The 18,135-nt window shown below is 40.7% G+C and carries 13 protein-coding genes; 8 read left to right on the forward strand and 5 right to left on the reverse strand.

Annotated elements, in window-relative coordinates; translation table 11 throughout:
- Nucleotides 1-38: 38 nt before the first annotated feature.
- The 8 genes from AC5LXV_RS06770 (at nt 39) to AC5LXV_RS06805 (ending at nt 11,355) form a co-directional block, all read left to right on the forward strand.
- A complete protein-coding gene (locus tag AC5LXV_RS06770; RefSeq protein ID WP_493467761.1) occupies nt 39-4,796 on the forward strand; it encodes an RHS repeat-associated core domain-containing protein in 4,758 nt (1,585 codons plus the stop codon).
- Between the two features lie 68 nt (nt 4,797-4,864).
- Entirely contained in the window at nt 4,865-5,380 is a 516-nt protein-coding gene (locus tag AC5LXV_RS06775) for a DUF7919 family protein (RefSeq protein ID WP_493467762.1), read from the forward strand.
- Nucleotides 5,381-5,704: 324 nt separating this feature from the next.
- On the forward strand, nt 5,705-6,517 hold the full coding sequence (locus tag AC5LXV_RS06780; protein WP_493467763.1) for a hypothetical protein: 813 nt from the start codon (nt 5,705-5,707) through the stop codon (nt 6,515-6,517).
- A 181-nt stretch (nt 6,518-6,698) separates the two neighbouring features.
- Complete coding sequence (locus tag AC5LXV_RS06785; protein WP_493467764.1) at nt 6,699-8,393, forward strand: RHS repeat domain-containing protein; 1,695 nt, start codon at nt 6,699-6,701, stop codon at nt 8,391-8,393.
- A 2-nt stretch (nt 8,394-8,395) separates the two neighbouring features.
- Nucleotides 8,396-8,623, forward strand: coding sequence for a hypothetical protein (locus AC5LXV_RS06790; protein WP_493467765.1), 228 nt, complete (start codon nt 8,396-8,398; stop codon nt 8,621-8,623).
- Between the two features lie 57 nt (nt 8,624-8,680).
- A complete protein-coding gene (locus AC5LXV_RS06795) occupies nt 8,681-8,866 on the forward strand; it encodes a hypothetical protein (RefSeq protein WP_493467766.1) in 186 nt (61 codons plus the stop codon).
- Between the two features lie 165 nt (nt 8,867-9,031).
- Complete coding sequence (locus tag AC5LXV_RS06800) at nt 9,032-10,651, forward strand: RHS repeat domain-containing protein (protein ID WP_493467767.1); 1,620 nt, start codon at nt 9,032-9,034, stop codon at nt 10,649-10,651.
- Nucleotides 10,648-11,355, forward strand: coding sequence for a hypothetical protein (locus AC5LXV_RS06805; RefSeq protein WP_493467768.1), 708 nt, complete (start codon nt 10,648-10,650; stop codon nt 11,353-11,355). Before AC5LXV_RS06800 ends, AC5LXV_RS06805 begins: the two co-directional genes overlap by 4 nt.
- A 128-nt stretch (nt 11,356-11,483) precedes the next feature.
- Here AC5LXV_RS06805 and ilvA read toward each other — a convergent pair whose 3' ends face one another.
- The 5 genes from ilvA to ilvG all read right to left on the reverse strand — a co-directional run bounded on the left by ilvA (nt 11,484) and on the right by ilvG (nt 17,989).
- The gene (gene ilvA / locus AC5LXV_RS06810; RefSeq protein ID WP_493467769.1) at nt 11,484-13,016 is read right to left on the reverse strand and encodes a threonine ammonia-lyase, biosynthetic; all 1,533 of its coding nucleotides are present in this window, start codon (nt 13,014-13,016) and stop codon (nt 11,484-11,486) included.
- 1 nt (nt 13,017) lies between these two features.
- Nucleotides 13,018-14,868 (reverse strand): dihydroxy-acid dehydratase, encoded by a 1,851-nt coding sequence (gene ilvD, locus AC5LXV_RS06815; protein ID WP_493467770.1) that lies wholly within the window; start codon nt 14,866-14,868, stop codon nt 13,018-13,020.
- A gap of 124 nt (nt 14,869-14,992) precedes the next feature.
- Nucleotides 14,993-15,922 carry a branched-chain amino acid transaminase gene (locus AC5LXV_RS06820; protein ID WP_493461164.1) on the reverse strand — a complete coding sequence of 310 codons (930 nt, stop codon included), beginning with the start codon at nt 15,920-15,922 and terminating at the stop codon, nt 14,993-14,995.
- A 156-nt stretch (nt 15,923-16,078) separates the two neighbouring features.
- Nucleotides 16,079-16,309: an acetolactate synthase 2 small subunit gene (ilvM, locus tag AC5LXV_RS06825; protein WP_110434174.1), complete on the reverse strand. Its 231-nt coding sequence runs from the start codon at nt 16,307-16,309 to the stop codon at nt 16,079-16,081.
- Nucleotides 16,310-16,312: 3 nt separating this feature from the next.
- Complete coding sequence (gene ilvG / locus AC5LXV_RS06830) at nt 16,313-17,989, reverse strand: acetolactate synthase 2 catalytic subunit (protein ID WP_493467771.1); 1,677 nt, start codon at nt 17,987-17,989, stop codon at nt 16,313-16,315.
- Between the last annotated feature and the right edge of the window lie 146 nt (nt 17,990-18,135).

The following is an 18,135-nucleotide window of genomic DNA, read 5'->3' on the forward strand; positions in this document are numbered from 1 at the left end:
AACAGCCTGACGGTAAACGATTTATTAAAGTCGGTAACTTGAAAGGGCAACTTATACCACAATTAGCCAAAATCGTTCCGAATAAATGGGGCGCAAATAACATGTCCCATACTGAATATTTTCCCGATGAAGAAAATGCAATCCCATTTGAATTGGATGATAACGGCCGGGCAGTTATTGATGGCTGTCAACCCGGCAAGCGTTATTATATTCGTATGGACCCCTTTACAAATCAACAACAAGTTGATGAGTGGCTAAATGGTTATAAACGTATTATTCAACATTTATCTGAATTTTTAGAATCCGAATGGGACAATGTCCATGAGCAACGGTGGCAAATCTTTGATAAAGCTATGGCTGAAGCCACTCAACGAATTTACGATAATCCCATATCAGAGGAAATCCCATTAGCAACGGCAGTCGGTGGTGATTTTTTTGAGGGGGTTGCGGATCGCGCGGTAGAAAAAACCGGTGAAAGTATAGAGTCCGTCATCGATGGATGGGATTTCATGATTGACCACGGGGCAATATATGCTTCACTACTTACCCCAACAAATCCATTTCTTGCGCAAGCTGCCGGTAAGAAATTATTGGAATCGTGTCAGTCATTATTCCAAACTCAAGAGCCATCAGAACCCCCCAAAACAGAAAACGAAATAAAAGACGTCTATTTTTTTGTTCAAGATGAAGTATATCTGTATATTATCACGGCCGCCCTTGAGTATTGGTATGAAATACAGTCGCCAAAAGATAAAGCTTATTTATTGGGTAAAGATTTTTTTGATTTTGCCGTTGATGTGGCGCAGTTTTTTGCCGAATGCTATGTAATGGGAAAAGCTATCCCTATTGCTGCAAGCGTTTTACGAACCTCTTCTTCAACAATCAGTCGAACCACCGCTAATTTACTGGAAAAAGGCAAGAGTTTTATATCAACCAAAACTTCGGTTGCAAAAGCAACTACTGCGGAAATAATTGGTTCGCTTCCTGAACGTTTTATCCAGTTTTTTAATAAAAAACAGCTAAAAACTTCAGTGACAAAGGTAGGCGGTACAACAGCTGAAGCGACCGGATTAAAAACGGTTGTTAAAAATGAAAGTAAGAAATCAGTTAACGTAGTGACGAATGCTGGCAAAGATGAAAACATCCTTACATTAAACAACAATAAAAATATAAAAAATACCCCGCCAAAAACGCAAAATGGAAAAAAAAATACAACAGGAAAAGAACATAGAAAAAACCTCGATCCGGTATCAATGTTAACCGGTGAAGAGCTATTAACCTTAGTTGATGATACCCTATTTAGCCAGTTCCCTTTTGTTTGGCAGCGGCTTTACCGAACCAGTGCGGTGGAGTTCAATTGTGGTCTGGGTTATGGTTGGAGTCATAGCCTTTGCCATACGTTAACCTTTACCGCGGATGACCGCGTTATTTGGCAAAACCACGAAAACAATCTTATTAGCTTCCCACAACCTACCGAGTCAGCGCCGGCGATTGTCAACTTATTATCCGAAGCGGCACTCTATTTAGGTCGAAAACCGAATCACTATCTGGTTAGCAGTGAGTTTGGTATTTATCACTTTAAGCGAGACTCGGCTACCGCCAGCACAGCCAAACTGGTGGCTATCAGTGATAAATATGGTCATGAGCATACCGTGATTTACGATACAGAGGGTAAACTGATAGCCCTTGAGCTGGCTGGTGGCTTAAAGCGGATAGCACTGACTTACTCAGCGCAAACCCCTTCACTTATCACTGAGGTAAGTGAGTTTACTCGCCAGTCAGCAATACAGGAATGGCAACTGCTACGCCCAATTATGCATTATCAGTACAATGAACAGCAAGAGCTGATAGCGGCAAGTAATGCATTAAATCAAACCGAGCATTATCGTTATGGGGAAGGGCATCTTATTGTTCAGCGTCAACTGGCGGGAGGCGCGATATTTAGCTGGCAGTGGCAAGGTGAAGGGAAATCGGCGGTTTGTCATCGTCAAATCACCAACTTTAATGGTATTGAAAGTCGTTACGAATGGGATACCCAGCAGCGTAAATCGACCGTTTACCAGTCAGATGGCACGACCTTAATCTACATTCATAATCAACAAGGTAAACTCATTAGTGAAACCAATGCCAATGGTGACACGACCACCTACGAGTATAATGACAACGGTCAAATGACCGTAAAAACCGATGCGCTCGGCGGTCAGACCCATTATGTCTATAATGAATTTAATAATCTGACTGAAGTTAACACCCCCGACGGGCAATCGACCTACTATTACTGGTGGGATGAGCAAATCAGTGAGATTATACAAGGCAACCGCAATTGGAAGTTTCGCTACAATGGTTATGGAGACCGCATAGAAGAAATTACGCCAGAAGGGAAAAAGACGCAATATCAGTACAATGAAGATGGACAGTGTATTGCGATTATCTACCCGGATGGTACTAAATTAACTCAAGCATGGGATGATGCCGGTCAACGAACACAAACCACCTATCCGGATGGCCGCATTGAGTATTATACCTATGATGCCCAAGGGCGAATAACGGCCATCAGTGATGGGCAAAACCAGACGATAAGCTACACCTATGACAGTTTGGGGCAAGTTACCCAACTGACCTACCCGAACAAGACTACGCGGGAATATCGCTATAATGCTTATGGCAAAGTGACTTGGTTTAAGGATGAATCGGGCAAGGTGACGGAATATGAGTATGCCTCACCGCTGCACTTAGTAACGGAAAAACGCTTACCTAATGGTGAGCGGCTCAAATTTCGCTATGACAATGTTCACGTACAGATGAGTGAGATTGAGAACCAAAAAGGTGAAGTGTATCACTTAAACTATACCCCGACCGGGCAGCTAAGTGAAGAGATAGGCTTTGATGGCATTAGAACCACCTATCATTATGACAACGCCGGGCGTATTATCGAAAAAAGGGAATATGGTAACACGCCGGATGCGGAGCCTTTGGTGACACAGTACCAGCGTGATATCACGGGTCGCTTGGTTCGGCGAATTTTTGCTGACGGCGTTATTGAGCAGTATGAATATGATGCATATGGTCAGTTGATTAAAGTTAAAGACGGTCAAAATATACTGGTTTGGGAATATAACCTTGATGGTCAGATGACGGCGGAACATCAAAACTGGGCAACGATTCGTCACCGCTATGATAAAACCAGTGGTTTGCTCGACGGCACCAAACTCCCCGATGGGCAGTGGTTGGAATACCATCACCGTAACGGTCAGCTACGAGGAATGACGCTGGACGGGCAATCCTTAATCGGCATGTTTTATGACTCAGCCGGACGAGAGCGCGAACGGCGTCAGGGTAATGGCTTAATTAACCGTTATCACTATGATGAACTCGGCCAGCTCGCGTCACACCAAATCTACCGTGGTTTTGATGTTGAACTCAATGATACCCCGCTGCCGGTCTGGCAACAGCAGTACCAATATGAGCCTGATGGTCAGCTTGCCCAAATCAACGGTAATCAAGCCCGCCATTACCGTTATGATAAGTTAGGTCAACTGCAAACGGTTAGCTATCCCCAAGCGAATCGCGAACAGCATCATGCGGAAAAAGTAGAGCTGTTTAGTTATGATACCACCGGCAATAAAATCAGTGAGAAACAATCTTTAGCACAACTTGAAGCGAAAGTGAACCGTGGCAATCGGCTACTGTTTTTTAGTGATAAACATTTTGAGTATGACCGTTTTGGTAATTTAATTGCCGAAAAGCGCGGTAAAAACCAAAGTCTGGTGACGCATTATGAGTATGATTGCCGACATCGTCTAATCAAGGTGATTAAACCCAGTGGTCAGACCATTACCTACAGCTATGACCCGTTTAACCGCCGTACCAGTAAAACGGTTAATGGCAAAACCACGGAATTTATCTGGCAAGGTCATAAACTGATTGCCGAAACCGACAATGACAAGCACTGGCAAAGTTACCTCTATGAGCAGGACTCCTTCCGGCCATTGGCGTTAGTACAGGGCAATGCCCAACAAGGCAAAACCCAACTCTACTGGTACCAAAACGACCAACTCGGCACGCCGATAGGGTTAACCGATGGATTTGGTGAAACATTATATGAATGCCAGTATAATGGCTATGGGCAAATTATTGATGAAACCTACCATGAAGTTGGCAATCGAGCTATTCCTGATAACCCGCTGCGTTTTCAGGGACAATATTACGATGAAGAGACAGGTCTACACTACAACCTAAATCGTTACTACGACCCCTTTGTCGGGCGGTATATAACCCAAGACCCAATAAAGCTGATTGGTGGTCTCAATTTTTACGCTTATGTAAATGGAAATCCGATTAACTGGATTGACCCATTAGGTTATATTAGAGGGCTTAATAGTGATTCCGGTCAATATTACGCAAAAGAAATATTAGAAGGGGGAACAGGAACTGCTTTTGCTGGACATGGATATTATCGATTTGGTACTGGCGAAATTATTGTGCCTGAAGGAACAATGATTACTTTACCGAGAGAAGGTATTAAAATAGCAGACATCACAGGTCGGTTAATAGAAATAGGTGATTGGGAAGGTTTAATAAAATTAGCTGAAATTAGACCTGTTATACAATCTGATATAGAAGGAATGAGAATGTGGTTACCTGGGGAAAAAATACCTAATTATATTTTAGATGTTCCTCGAGGATTGATAATTTATAGAAATTCAATGGTTGTAGCACAGCCCACGGAGTTGAGAGTTTTACTCAAACCTAATATGGGGTGTGTCCAATGGGCTGCATGCACGGAGTATAAGTAGGCTCTTTCTATTTAGTTTAATGCCGTGTACCAGTGGGTAGCATCCACAAGTTATAAGAGGTGAAAAATATGTATTTTAAAGATCAAACACATTTTAGTTACAATTTTGACGATATGTATTTTAAAGATCATACATACTATAATTACTATGTGAACAAACCGCTAGAAATGATTATCAATATTGGTTGGCTTTCTTATGAACATTTTTATGAAATGGGCGATACAGAACCAGAATTCATTGAAAAACTCACAGAAATTATAATTAACGATGATTATTATGATTATAAATTTAATAGGATAAGATGCAATTCTCCTTGTAAATTATGTAAAGAATCTATTTTACAACCTTATGTAGATAAGAAGAGGAATGCACTTATGGAACTACCTCTAGGATTTTGCGAATTATTAATTCCATCACAAGTGAATAATCAATATTATGCGTCACCAGGTCTTATCCTCCATTATATAAGGGATCATTATTATAAACCACCACAAGAATATATAGATTCTGTGATGGCATTAGATTTAACGCAACCATTTAACGCTCAAGATTGTTTTGATTTGTTAGAGAAACAAAACTTATAAAATTAAACTGAAAAATATTTACCATATATCTAAAGGTTGCAAGGTGATGGAGGAGTAAAAACTCGCTAAATAGGCTAGATAGGCTATGCTAATTCGTACAGTTTTTTTAAGGGATAAACTATTCTGAAAAAAGGAAAATACGATAAAAATAAAAGGACAATAAGGACAAATCTATCCTGATAATTTTAATAACCATGGTAAAGCTCTATCAAGTAGGATTTTATTTAGGTAATCCAAATATCGAGCAAATATTTATACGCACACCTTGGGAAATACCTGAGCGGAAAGTATTAGCGGAAATACCATTACCTTAAGGAGAATAGAATGTTATCACTATTATTAAATACCTTATTAGATGATTTTATTAAACTTCGAAATATTTTAATTGCTGAACAAAATGATACTTGGTTATATGCAATTAATCGTACAATTGCAGATATATCATCAGCAATTGAAGATACAAGTTCAGCTGAATATTTTATTGAATCTGCAAGAGATGGTTATTACTCAATCCAAGCAGGGGCGCGTGGCTTTGCTGAGTTCTTTATTGGGCGGGAGGATTTTGAAGAAATGATACTCCTCAATGCAAAATTTAATCAATTGAAGAAAAAAATAAACAGTGATTTTTTTGCTATTTCAGCTTTTTTTAAAAAAGGAGTTCCCATGAAGGGGGATTTTGAACAAGCAGTAAATAATAATGAAATTAGTGCTTATTTTAAAGGTGAAGGTGACTATTTTACGCCAGAGGAAAGGTATAAGGCATCTCATAGTTATATCATGAATTTTATGGGAATGATGTTCTATCTTGAAAAAAGAGTAAATCCCTATCAAGAGTTGGTCAAATATTTTAAATTATACTTAAGTTCACTTAAGGAAGATGCTCTAGATGCTTGGAGTTTATTTAAAAATATTAATTGTTTTTATGCTCTTCGAAGCGATAACTCCTTTTTTTTGACTCCAAATGATTACTTAATCGATCAATTAACAGCGGAAGAGAAAAAGAAAATTGGGGTATTATGTCGTTATTTAAAAGATAACTTTGATAAAGTCCCTGATTCAGCCAATATGAGACCATTTGATGAGCAGATAAAAATAGTAAAAGCAAATGGTTTTCCATATGATCTTTTTTCTTTATGACTTTTAACTTTTTAATGGTTAAGTTGTGAGTTGCTATTTAACCGGAGAATAGTTTAAAAAAAACATAGCGTTACCGCTTTAGCTATAATGTATTGAATCTAATTACAAATTCCAAACGGTAATGCTTATGTTATATACCCGCAAGTGAACATAAATTACCCAACTGCCCGATGGGCAGTGGTTGGAATACCATCACCGTAACGGTCAGCTACGAGGAATGACGCTAGAGGGGCAATCCTTAATTGGCATGTTTTATGACTCAGCTGGACGAGAGCGCGAGCGGCGTCAGGGTAATGGCTTAATTAACCGTTATCACTATGATGAACTCGGCCAGCTGGCGTCACACCAAATCTACCGCGGTTTTGATGTTGAACTCAATGATACCCCGCTGCTGGTCTGGCAACAGCAGTACCAATATGAGCCCGATGGTCAGCTTGCCCAAATCAACGGTAATCAAGCCCGCCATTACCGTTATGATAAGTTAGGTCAACTGCAAACGGTCAGCTACCCGCAAGCGAATCGCGAAGAGCATCATGCGGAAAAAGTAGAGCTGTTTAGTTATGATACCACCGGCAATAAAATCAGTGAGAAACAATCTTTAGCGCAGCTTGAAGCAAAAGTGAACCGTGGTAATCGGCTACTGTTTTTTAGTGATAAACATTTTGAGTATGACCGTTTTGGTAATTTAATTACCGAAAAGCGTGGTAAAAACCAAAGTCTGGTGACGCATTATGAGTATGATTGCCGACATCGTCTAATCAAGGTGATTAAACCCAGTGGTCAAACCATTACCTACAGCTATGACCCGTTTAACCGCCGAACCAGTAAAACGGTAAATGGTAAAACCACGGAATTTATCTGGCAAGGTCATAAACTGATTGCCGAAACCGACAATGACAAGCACTGGCAAAGTTACCTCTATGAGCTCGACTCCTTCCGGCCACTGGCGTTAGTACAAGGCCATGCCCAACAAGGCAAAACCCAACTCTACTGGTACCAAAACGACCAACTCGGCACGCCGATAGGGTCAACGGATGGATTTGGTGAAACATTATATGAATGCCAGTATAATGGCTATGGGCAAATTATTGATGAAACCTACCATGAAGTTGGCAATCGTACTATCCCTGATAACCCGCTGCGCTTTCAGGGACAATACTACGATGAAGAGACAGGTCTACACTACAACCTAAATCGTTACTACGACCCCTTTGTCGGGCGGTATATAACCCAAGACCCGATAAAGCTGATTGGTGGTCTCAATTTTTATCAATACTGCCCTAATCCGGTCAATTGGGTAGATCCGCTTGGGTTTAAAAATATACCGGGGTGTGGCAACCAAAATCCATTAAGCGAGAAAAAAGCTAGGGAAATTGCTGGGTTAGAAAAAGATCAACGACCAGATAATGTCCTTGAATACTTGTCAAAAGAATATGTAGATGCACATCTGGCTTTATTTGAGGAAGAGGGTGCCAGTTTTATTGTGGTTGAGAGATGGCTTATTAAAGATTTTGAAAAGGGACACAGAACTTTAGCACCAGATAAGTTTGTGGCTTTAAGATCGGATATGGAAAAAATCCTTGCTGAATACCGAGCAGCCGGTAATGATAGGCGAATATTGTGCGAACGATTAGGATTAGATGCAGAGCAGATTAAAAACTCGCGAATATATGTCGTTCATATTAAACTAAACGATATTCGCTTTAAGTTTGGAATGTCCACCGGTAAAGAAGTTGGGGCTAATGACAAATGGTTACCGGGTGGCTGGACCAGTGGTGGTATTAGAGAAGCCATTTTAAAGGGGTCGCATAAGCTTATACATAACGGCTCGATTGAAAAATTATTAAAATACTTTGAAAAATGGGAGGAGCTATAATAATGGGTAAATTTGAACAAGCAGTAAACAATAATGAAATTACTGCCTATTTTAAAGGAGAAGGTGACTATTTTTCGCCGGAGGAGGGTAATATGGGATATCATAATGAGATACTTAATTTTACCGGAATGATGTCCTATCTTGAAAATAAAGCACATCCCTATCAACTGTTGGTCAAATATTTTAGATTATACTTAAGTTCACTTAAGGAAGATGTTCTAGATGCCTAGAGTTTATTTAACAATATTGGTTGTTTTTATACTATTCGAAAAGAGAAATCCTTTTTTTTGACTGAAAATGAAGATTTAATCGATGAATTAACCGCGGAAGAGAAAAAGAAAATAGGAGTATTATATCGTTATTTAAAAGAAAATTTTGATAAAGTCCCGGGTTCAGCGCAAATGTTCCCTATAAAGAAACAATTTGGGTTTACTCGTAAAAATGGTTGCCGATATGATCTATTTTCTTTTTAATAATTAAAGTGTGAGTTGCGATTTAACCGGAAAATAGTTTAAAAAAACATAGCGTTACCAGTTTGGCTATAACGCTTGGAATCTATCAACAGATTCCAAACGGTAATGGTTATGTTTTATACCCGCAAGTGAACATAAATTACCAAACTGCCCGATGGGCAGTGGTTGGAATACCATCACCGTAACGGTCAGCTACGAGGAATGACGCTAGAGGGTCAATCCTTAATAGGCATGTTTTATGACTCAGCTGGACGAGAGCGCGAGCGGCGTCAGGGTAATGGCTTAATTAACCGTTATCACTATGATGAACTCGGCCAGCTTGCGTCACACCAAATCTACCGTGGTTTTGATGTTGAACTCAATGATACCCCGCTGCCGGTCTGGCAACAGCAGTACCAATATGAGCCCGATGGTCAGCTAGCCCAAATCAACGGTAATCAAGCCCACCATTACCGTTATGATAAGTTAGGTCAACTGCAAACGGTCAGCTATCCCCAAGCGAATCGCGAAGAGCATCATGCGGAAAAAGTAGAGCTGTTTAGTTATGATACCACCGGCAATAAAATCAGTGAGAAACAATCTTTAGCGCAGCTTGAAGCGAAAGTGAATCGTGGCAATCGGCTACTGTTTTTTAGTGATAAACATTTTGAGTATGACCGTTTTGGTAATTTAATTGCCGAAAAGCGTGGTAAAAACCAAAGTCTGGTGACGCATTATGAGTATGATTGCCGACATCGTCTAATCAAGGTGATTAAACCCAGTGGTCAAACTATTACCTACAGCTATGACCCGTTTAACCGCCGTACCAGTAAAACGGTAAATGGCAAAACCACGGAATTTATCTGGCAAGGTCATAAACTGATTGCCGAAACCGACAATGACAAGCACTGGCAAAGTTACCTCTATGAGCTCGACTCCTTCCGGCCACTGGCGTTAGTACAGGGCAATGCCCAACAAGGCAAAAACCAACTCTACTGGTACCAAAATGACCAACTCGGCACGCCGATAGGGTTAACGGATGGATTTGGTGAAACATTATATGAATGCCAGTATAATGGCTATGGACAAATTATTGATGAAACCTACCATGAAGTTGGCCATCGAGCTATCCCTGATAACCCGCTGCGCTTTCAGGGACAATATTACGATGAAGAGACAGGTTTACACTACAACCTAAATCGTTATTACGACCCCTTTGTCGGGCGGTATATAACCCAAGACCCGATAAAGCTGGCGGGGGGATGGAACCTCTATCAGTATGTGTGTGGTAACCCTGTAAAATGGTCTGACCCATTAGGATTAATTAAAGGTTTATCTGATGGTGTTATCATATCTACTCCAAATCAAAACTATCGAGCAATTGCGATGGGAGTGGAAAGTTTAAGCCCTCCTCAAGCAACAGTTTTAGCTGAGCTCCCTAGCTATGGTTCAAGCACTATTGTTAAAAAAAGCCTTTTTGGACAAAATGATTTAGTCGCACTTAGTGCCGCAACAGGGGAAGAGTTTGCAATGTTTACCACAGGTGGGCGTAGATTAATTGTTCGAGGAAATGCTACCAGTATTCCGATAGATATAAATAAAGCGAAAGTGCTTGGTGAACAAGGTTGGCGTTGGTCTAGCCATGTACATCCCGATGGTTCTTTGATATCGTCCCAAGGTGATAGAGTGATTATCCAATTTTTTAGAAATAAAAAGAGCGGACTTTCTGATCCATATGGACATCGAAGTATGTTTAATAAAGATAGTGACTTGATAAGCCCGAGGTGGAGGCCGTTTAATAAATGAAAAAGATAAATTTAGATGTTTTACAAGAAAAAGCTCGCTTAATAACAATTAAAGAACTAGAGAAATATATATTTCCTCATGAGCTATATCAATACATGGCATTAGATATTCTATTGGATAATAAAAAAGAAAATATTTTTATATTGCACATTCCGGGGCAATCTGGAAAACAGAGTATCATCATTTCAAAAACGCGTATGAATGTATATACAGGTGAAGGTATAGTAGAATATATAGGATTGGATTCAGTTGAGCTAAAGAAAAAAACAATCCACAAAAAGAATAGTATCAATCAAAATCTTTTAGGTAAGGTTATTGCCATACCAACTCGAAATAAATTGTATATTCCTGCACAAGTGGTTTATATTTCTGATATTTTTCATAACTTAATTTTATTAGGTATTTATTATAAACCCACTCGTTTTATCAGCAAAATTCCATTAGCGCCTGAATTTTCAAATCAATTTTTGAAATTAATTTATACATCTCTTGCTCCTATCAAAAATGAACAATGGCTTACTATTGGGTTAAAAGAAAATAAATTAAGTAGCCAAACTTTAGCCCGTAGAATAGTTGATAATGAATTATGGTTAAATGACACTCGAATTAGAACAGCCACAGAGAGCGATAAAAAATTATTTGATATTATGGAAGTAAAATCAAAAGAAGAAGTTGAATGTATGCTGGCTGGATATTTTAATTAAATTAAATGGTTAAATAAATCAAATAAATAAAAAATCAATTATATTTATTATAATATAAAGATATAGTAAGCTCCTTGAAAGATAAAATATTGCGGAAAATTGCCTCTAATTTTTTAGAGGCAATTGAATTATTTAGCGGTTAAAAACAACTTAAGCGAAGGATTCTCCGTTTCGTTATGAAAACCGTAATCTAACTCGGTTAGGTGTTTAGTAAAGGTGCTATGACTGGCTTTGTCAATTTCAAAGGCAGCTAGCACACGACCATAATCGGTGCCGTGACTACGATAGTGGAACATTGAGATATTCCAGTTAGTACCTAATGTTTGTAAGAACTTGAGAAGTGCACCTTGTGATTCAGGGAATTCAAAGCTATAAACTTGTTCTTCAATAGGTTTGCATGGTTTGCCGCCAATCATATAACGCACGTGCAGTTTAGCCATTTCGTCGTCTGTTAAGTCGACAACTTGGTAACTGGCAGCAGTGAGTTCTTGCATGATTTCTTCTTTCTCATTGCTCTTGGCAATTTTAACGCCAACAAACACGCAAGCTGATTTGTCATCGTGGTAACGGTAGTTAAATTCGGTTACCGCGCGACCACCGAGCAATTGGCAGAACTTGAGAAAGCTGCCTTTCTGTTCAGGAATGGTGACAGCTAAGAGCACCTCGCGTTTTTCGCCCAATTCACAACGTTCTGATATATAACGCAAATTATGAAAATTTAAGTTAGCGCCAGATAGAATATGGGCTAAGTTTTCGCCACTAATGTTGTGTTGTTCAACATATTTTTTCATTCCCGCTAAGGCCACGGCGCCTGAAGGTTCGGCAATGGCGCGTACATCGTCAAATAGATCTTTAACGGCGGCGCAAATTTCGTCACTATCCACCGTGATTATGTCGTCGATATATTGTTGACAGAGCCTAAATGTCTCATCACCAATACGTTTTACTGCCACGCCTTCGGCAAATAAGCCGACTCGCTCTAAATCAACTGGGTGACCAGCCACTAATGCCGCTTTTAAGCAGGCTGCTTCTTCTGGTTCAACTGCAATCACCTTGATTGATGGCATGATTTGTTTGATTAGTACGGCAACGCCCGCGGCAAGTCCTCCACCACCGACAGGCACAAAAATGCGGTCAAGTTTGGCATTTTGTTGCAGCAGTTCCATAGCGATACTGCCTTGACCGGCGATAACTAGTGGGTGATCGAAAGGGGGAATAAAGATGCGGTTTTGCTGTTTGGCCAGCTCCATTGCTTTGGCTTTGGCTTCGTCGAAGTTGGCGCCGTAAAGCAGGACTTCACCACCAAAGCCTTTTACCGCTTCGACTTTGATATCGGCGGTATTTAATGGCATAACAATTAGCGATTTAATGCCTAATTTTGTTGCTGAAAATGCCACACCTTGGGCATGGTTACCAGCTGATGCGGCAATGACACCGCATTGGCGTTCTTCCGGGGTAAGGCTGGCAATCATGGCTTGTGCGCCACGAATTTTGAAACTGTGAACGAGCTGGCGATCTTCTCGCTTAACAAATACTTGGTTTTTTAGCCGAGATGAGATTTTTTCCATATGTTCAAGTGGTGTCACTTGAGCGACATCGTATACAGCGCTGCATAGGGTAGCTTTTAAATAATCAGCGCCGGTTAGTTTGTTATTATTCACATTAACCACCTAATTTACTTTTATCACGTACCGCACCTTTGTCGGCACTGGTTGCTAAGCTTGCGTAAGCTTTTAGGGCATATGAGACATAACGGTCACGGTTATGCGGCGTAAAGGCTTTATCACCGCGAGTTAGTTCTGCCACGCGGCGACGTTCTAATTCATCCTCCGGTACCATGATGTTTAGTTTTCGATTTGGGATGTCGATATCAACAATATCACCATCACGAACTAAACCAATCACGCCACCGTTAGCAGCTTCGGGCGAGATGTGACCAATAGATAAGCCTGATGAACCACCAGAGAATCGACCATCGGTAATTAATGCACAAGCTTTGCCAAGTCCCATTGATTTTAGATAACTTGTTGGATAGAGCATTTCTTGCATGCCAGGGCCGCCTTTTGGTCCTTCATAAATGATAACCACCACATCACCTTTAACTACTCTACCGCCTAAGATTGCATCAACGGCATCTTCTTGGCTTTCATAGACTTTGGCCGGACCGCGGAAGACTAAGTTTTCCTCAGCAACGCCAGCCGTTTTTACAATAGCGCCATCCTCAGCTACGTTACCGTATAAGGTTGCTAATCCACCATCTTGGCTATAAGCATGAGCTTTGTCGCGGATACAGCCGTTTTGCCGATCATCATCCAGCGTATCCCAATAGCAATCTTGTGAGAACGCTTTAGTGGTGCGAATGCCTGCAGGGCCACTGCGATACATTTTTTTGACGCTTTCATCAGTGGTTTGGGTGATGTCATATTTAGCAAAAGTTTCTTGTAAGTTAAGACCAAGCACGTTATGGACGTTGCGATTGAGTAATCCTGCTTTGTCTAACTCTGACAAAATTGAGACTACACCACCTGCGCGGTGCACATCTTCCATATGGTAAATGGCAGTACTAGGTGCCACTTTACATAGGTGAGGGACTTTACGAGATAATCGGTCAATATCTGACATGGTAAAGTCGATTTCACCTTCCTGAGCAGTGGCAAGTAAGTGTAATACCGTGTTGGTTGAACCTCCCATAGCGATATCAAGCGACATGGCATTTTCATAAGCTGCTTTGGTTGCGATAGAGCGCGGTAAGTAGGATTCATCACCATGTTCGTAATAGCGTTTGGTAATTTCAACAATACGTTTAGCAGCATTTAAAAAGAGTTGTTCGCGCTGTTTATGCGTCGCAATGAGTGAACCGTTACCCGGTAAGGATAAACCTAATGCTTCGGTTAAACAGTTCATTGAATTAGCGGTAAACATGCCAGAGCATGATCCACAAGTTGGGCAAGCAGATTGTTCAATTGCCTCACTATCGGCATCGCTGACATTTGGGTTGGCACTTTGGATCATGGCATCGACTAGGTCAAGTTTGATGATTTGATCAGATAGTTTGGTTTTGCCAGCTTCCATCGGCCCGCCTGATACAAATACGGTTGGAATGTTTAAACGCAGTGAGGCCATTAACATGCCGGGCGTGATTTTGTCACAGTTTGAGATGCAGATCATAGCGTCGGCACAGTGGGCATTAACCATGTATTCTACTGAGTCGGCGATAAGCTCTCGAGATGGTAGTGAGTAAAGCATACCGCCATGTCCCATGGCGATACCATCATCGACAGCAATGGTATTAAATTCTTTGGCAATGCCACCGCAGGCTTCAATTTCTTTTGCTACCAGTTGACCAATATCTTTTAAATGAACATGTCCCGGTACAAATTGGGTGAATGAATTAACCACCGCAATGATGGGTTTACCAAAGTCTTCATTTTTTACGCCTGTTGCACGCCATAAGGCGCGGGCACCCGCCATGTTGCGACCTTCAACCGAGGTTGCTGAACGATATCTAGGCATTTATTGCTCCCAAGTTTTTTAATGCAAGCGACCGATTTCTTTCGGCACCTATTTGAGTTTTCGATGAATAATAATTGTTAAATAATTACCACACCGCTGATTAGTTCAGCGGTGTTTGGTTTACTTATTTAACTGGATCTAACCAACCGTATTTGTCTTCAGTTTTGCCATCAAACAATCCGAAGAATGTTTGTTGGATTTTTTTGGTAATTGGGCCACAACGACCAATACCAACTTGGATACGGTCAACACTACGTACTGGCGTGATTTCGGCAGCGGTACCTGTCATAAACACTTCGTCTGCAAGGTATAGTGATTCACGAGAAAGTGTTTGTTCACGTACTTCAATGCCTAAATCATGTGCAAGGGTGATGATAGCATCACGGGTGATCCCCGGTAGTGCTGATGATGATAGTAATGGGGTAAATAATATGCCATCTTTAACGATAAATAGGTTTTCACCTGAACCTTCAGAAAGCTGACCGTTAACGTCTAAGGCAATCCCTTCTTGGAAGCCATTAGCGCGCGCTTCTGATCCAATGAGTAGTGATGACAGATAGTTACCACCGGCTTTAGCTGCCGCAGGAATAGTGTTAGGCGCAAAACGGTTCCATGATGATACCATAGCATCAATACCTTGTTCTAAGGCGTCTTCACCAAGGTAAGCCCCCCACGGGAATGCGGCAATCATAACATCGGTTTGGTAACCGGCTGGTGGAATAACGCCCATGCCAACATCACCAATAAAGACTAATGGACGGATGTAGGCGCTTTTTAGGTTATTTTTTTTGATTACCTGACGAGTTGCTTCCATGATCTCTTCAAGAGAATAAGGGACAGGAAAACGATAAATTTTGGCTGAGTTTAATAGGCGTTGGGCGTGTTCTTTATGACGAAAAATGGCTGGGCCTTTGTGCGTTTCGTAGCAACGAACACCTTCAAATACTGAAGTACCATAATGTAGTGCATGTGACATAACGTGAATTTTCGCATCTGCCCATGGAATCATTTCACCATTTAACCAAATATAATCAGATTTTGCTGTAGTACCCATTTTTTGTTTTCCTCTTAAATTTAACTTTGTTAAGCATGTATTTTGCTTTTATCAATTTAATGTAAAGCATTATACATCACTTTACTGTTTGTTTAACTGCTAATATTGTTACTTTTTTAATTTAACTTGTTGTTTCACCAAAGAATATAGTGACACTTATTCTAACGATATTACATCTTCCAATTTAGTTATTTGGTTTTGTAATGACGATAACGTCCGTTCGGTAGTTAATGTTAGTGTTAAGGTGAACAACTGATTATCAATTGATTGCATCTGCATTTGCTCAATATGACCACCGCGATGACGAACAACGCGTAAAATACGTTCAAGTGAACCCAATCTATCATTGGCGGTTATGGTAAATTGGTGTGTCGCTTTTTGATTCATCACTTACTCCTTGTTACTTTTATCTAACATGTTTTCGTTAGCGGCACCCGGTGGAACAAGTGGCCATACGTTTTCAAGCTCATCAATACAAACGTGCAGTAGATAAGCGCCAGATGAATTGAATAGGTTATCGAGTGCTGGTTCGATTTCCGCTTTTTTACTGATGGTTTGCCCAGGAATATCAAATGCTTTGGCTAACATTAAAAAGTCTGGGTTATCCGATAAGTTAGTTTCGCTATATCTTTCATTAAAAAATAGTTCTTGCCATTGTCTTACCATGCCTAGGCGTTGGTTGTCGATGAGGACAATTTTGACCGGTAGTTTTTTACGTTTGATGGTAGTTAGTTCCTGTACGTTCATCATGAACGATCCGTCACCTGATACGCAAATTACCATGTCATTGGGTCTAGACATTTGGGCGCCGACAGCAGCCGGTAAACCAAAGCCCATAGTTCCAAGCCCACTTGAAGTAATAAAGTTCTGTGGATGGGTAAATGACATGTGCTGTGCTGTCCACATTTGGTGTTGACCCACATCGGTGGTAATCACCGTGTTAGCCGGTTTACGCTCAGAAATGCGTTTTAGTAGTGCTGGCGCGTAAATGGCCTCTCCCGGATGATCGTAACGTGTTGGATGTTGGGCTTTGAGTTGTTTTATTTTGTTATGCCAATCAGCGATAGATACGGTTTGGTTTAACAAAGGTAAAACGTGTTTAATATCACCTTGTAAACCTAAGTGAGTTTGGCGTAATTTGTTGATTTCAGACTGATCAATATCAACATGGATAACTTTGGCATGTTTAGCAAATTCGTTAAGTTTGCCGGTTACACGGTCGTCAAATCTTACCCCTAAGGCAATAAGTAAGTCACACTCTTGTACGGCTAAGTTGGCCGCTTTGGCACCATGCATACCGATGAGCCCTAAATAGTAAGGGTTGTTTAAATCAGCAACACCAAGTCCTTTTAAGGTAGATACGCTAGGAATTTGGGTTAGTGCCATAAACTCACGCAGCTCGTTGATTGCTCCAGAAAGTCCAACTCCGCCACCAATATAAAGTATCGGTTTTTGGGCTTGGCTTATCATTTGCTGGGCTTGTTTTATCTCGTCAAGTGAGATTGGATATAATTGAGCGTTATCAGAAGGCGTTTTTATTGTTGATGGCGTTAAATAGGTTTGGTAATCATGGTCGGCAAGCTGGATGTCTTTCGGGATATCGATTAATATTGGTCCCGGCCTGCCCGAATTAGCTAAATTGAAGGCCTCTTGTAAGGTATTTGGTAACTGGGTGGCATCATTAATCAAATAGCTATGCTTAGTGCATGCTAAGGATAATCCTAAAACATCAACTTCTTGAAAGGCATCTGTGCCAATAAGTGTAGTTGGAACTTGTCCGGTAAGCGCGATAACCGGTACGGAGTCAATTAATGCATCAGCAAGGCCGGTGATGATATTGGTTGCGCCGGGACCTGATGTGGCAATACAAACGCCGATTTTACCTGTGGCACGGGCATAACCAATGGCTGCCATAGCTGCGCCTTGTTCATGACGACAGAGTACGTGTTCAATTCCACCATCATAAAGGGCATCGTATAGAGGCATAATTTGACCACCAGGATATCCAAAAACGGTGGTAATGCCTTTTTCTTTTAAGGTTTTTACTATCCACTGTGTTCCTAACATTCATTCCTCACTTTTTACTTTTGCTCATGCATTGTTAATGTCAAAATTGTTCATAAAAAAACCCCCGCTTTTTTGGGGCGGGGGTTTTGAAATATGATAACCATATATTTAACTCAAAAGACGCCCCCGCGTAGGAATAATGACCA

Source organism: Gilliamella sp. LMG 34359, from assembly GCF_984569085.1.